This window comes from Mesorhizobium sp. B2-4-7 (assembly GCF_006442685.1).
Taxonomy (GTDB): domain Bacteria; phylum Pseudomonadota; class Alphaproteobacteria; order Rhizobiales; family Rhizobiaceae; genus Mesorhizobium.
The window spans coordinates 140001-142500 of record NZ_VFVH01000003.1; the positions used below are offsets into that span (position 1 = coordinate 140001).

The 2500-nt window shown below is 56.2% G+C and carries 1 tRNA gene and 2 rRNA genes (1 of these 3 running past the window's edge); all 3 read left to right on the forward strand.

Annotation, left to right across the window (positions count from 1 at the left end):
* Window positions 1-1565 (forward strand): 23S ribosomal RNA (locus FJ946_RS10745); it begins 1246 nt to the left of the window's first position.
* 272 nt (window positions 1566-1837) lie between these two features.
* Window positions 1838-1952, forward strand: a 5S ribosomal RNA gene (gene rrf / locus FJ946_RS10750).
* A gap of 233 nt (window positions 1953-2185) precedes the next feature.
* Window positions 2186-2262, forward strand: a tRNA-Met gene (locus FJ946_RS10755).
* Window positions 2263-2500 lie beyond the last annotated feature (238 nt).

Here is a 2500-nt window from a genome sequence, read left to right on the forward strand (position 1 = left end):
GAGCGTTCTGTAAGCTGATGAAGCCATACCCGTGAGGGGTGGTGGAGGTATCAGAAGTGCGAATGCTGACATGAGTAACGTAAGGGGAGTGAGAGACTCCCCCGCCGAAAGACCAAGGGTTCCTGCTTAAAGCTAATCTGAGCAGGGTTAGCCGGCCCCTAAGACGAGGCGGAAACGCGTAGTCGATGGGAACCACGTTAATATTCGTGGGCCTGGAGGTAGTGACGGATCACACAAGTTGTCCAATCTTATCGGATTGAACGGGCAGCGGAGTGGTTCCAGGAAATAGCTCCTCCTTATAGACCGTACCCGAAACCGACACTGGTGGTCTGGTAGAGTATACCAAGGCGCTTGAGAGAACTATGCTGAAGGAACTCGGCAAATTGCACGCGTAACTTCGGAAGAAGCGTGACCCTTTTCTGCGCAAGCAGAGGAGGGTGGCACAGACCAGGGGGTAGCGACTGTTTATCAAAAACACAGGGCTCTGCGAAGCCGCAAGGCGACGTATAGGGTCTGACGCCTGCCCGGTGCTGGAAGGTTAAGAGGAGGGGTGCAAGCTCTGAATCGAAGCCCCAGTAAACGGCGGCCGTAACTATAACGGTCCTAAGGTAGCGAAATTCCTTGTCGGGTAAGTTCCGACCTGCACGAATGGCGTAACGACTTCCCCGCTGTCTCCAGCATAGACTCAGTGAAATTGAATTCCCCGTGAAGATGCGGGGTTCCTGCGGTTAGACGGAAAGACCCCGTGCACCTTTACTATAGCTTTACATTGGCATTCGTAGTGGCATGTGTAGGATAGGTGGTAGGCTTTGAAGCCTGGGCGCCAGCTCAGGTGGAGCCACCCTTGAAATACCACCCTTATCACTATGGATGTCTAACCGCGGCCCGTTATCCGGGTCCGGGACAATGTATGGTGGGTAGTTTGACTGGGGCGGTCGCCTCCTAAAGAGTAACGGAGGCGCGCGATGGTGGGCTCAGAACGGTCGGAAATCGTTCGCTGAGTGCAATGGCATAAGCCTGCCTGACTGCGAGACTGACAAGTCGAGCAGAGACGAAAGTCGGTCATAGTGATCCGGTGGTCCCGCGTGGAAGGGCCATCGCTCAACGGATAAAAGGTACGCCGGGGATAACAGGCTGATGACCCCCAAGAGTCCATATCGACGGGGTTGTTTGGCACCTCGATGTCGACTCATCGCATCCTGGGGCTGGAGCAGGTCCCAAGGGTATGGCTGTTCGCCATTTAAAGCGGTACGTGAGTTGGGTTCAGAACGTCGTGAGACAGTTCGGTCCCTATCTGCCGTGGGTGTAGGAATATTGAAAGGATCTGTCCCTAGTACGAGAGGACCGGGATGGACGGATCTCTGGTGGACCTGTTGTGGCGCCAGCCGCATAGCAGGGTAGCTATATCCGGACGGGATAACCGCTGAAGGCATCTAAGCGGGAAACCCACCTTAAAACGAGTATTCCCTGAGAACCGTGGAAGACGACCACGTTGATAGGCCGGGTGTGGAAGAGCGGCAACGCTTGAAGCTTACCGGTACTAATAGTTCGATCGGCTTGATCGTTCTCATTCCTTATGCCCATCGTGAAACACGATGGTCTGGCCAGCGCTCACGCATGAGCGGCCCTTACGGGCCTATGCTCCGCGAGGGCGCCGGACGACCGGCGACGCGCAGTCGCGCTTGCGGGCTTTGCCCGAAAGCAAACTGTGGATGTCGCTCAGGCACAAAAAGACAGGTGAAGAGCAACGAGCCAATAGTGAATAGGCATCCCCTATTCACTATTGCCTTCTGCCCAATCCCTAACCCAGCTTCTCGAATAACGTGCGTTTTGCCGACCTGGTGGTTATGGCGGAGCGGCTGCACCCGATCCCATTCCGAACTCGGCCGTGAAACGCTCCAGCGCTGATGGTACTTCGTCTCAAGACGCGGGAGAGTAGGTCGCTGCCAGGTCTGCCAAACGCACGTTAAACTCACATCCAATCGGATGGATGTGAAATCTTCTCTTCACGAACAGGCCCGCCAACGGGACAACGGGCCGCGTAAGCGGCCCTTTCAATTTGGCGGCGCGAAGCAGGCAATCGCCCGCTTCCAAACATCGAAGCAGAGACACCTGCTTCCAGAGATCGAAGCAGAAAACACCTGCTTCCAGAGGTCGAAGCAAGCTCACGCTTGCTCATAGGTGGCGCGGGGTGGAGCAGCCCGGTAGCTCGTCAGGCTCATAACCTGAAGGTCACAGGTTCAAATCCTGTCCCCGCAACCAAATCAAAACAGCCCGGCTCACCCCGGGCTGTTCTTGTATCCGGCTGATGGCCCCCCGCTGATTTGAGAACCCTCATCACAGCCCAGCAAACACCCAAAGCCGACGCCCAAGGTCAAAAACAAAGCCCGCAAAACCAAGCCAAGCCAAGCCAAAGCGTTCAGGGCCAAGCCTCGGTCGTTCCATGCCTCGGGGCCAAGACGAGCTCTCAGCTCGCGCGGCGGAGAAATTGGGCTTCCCA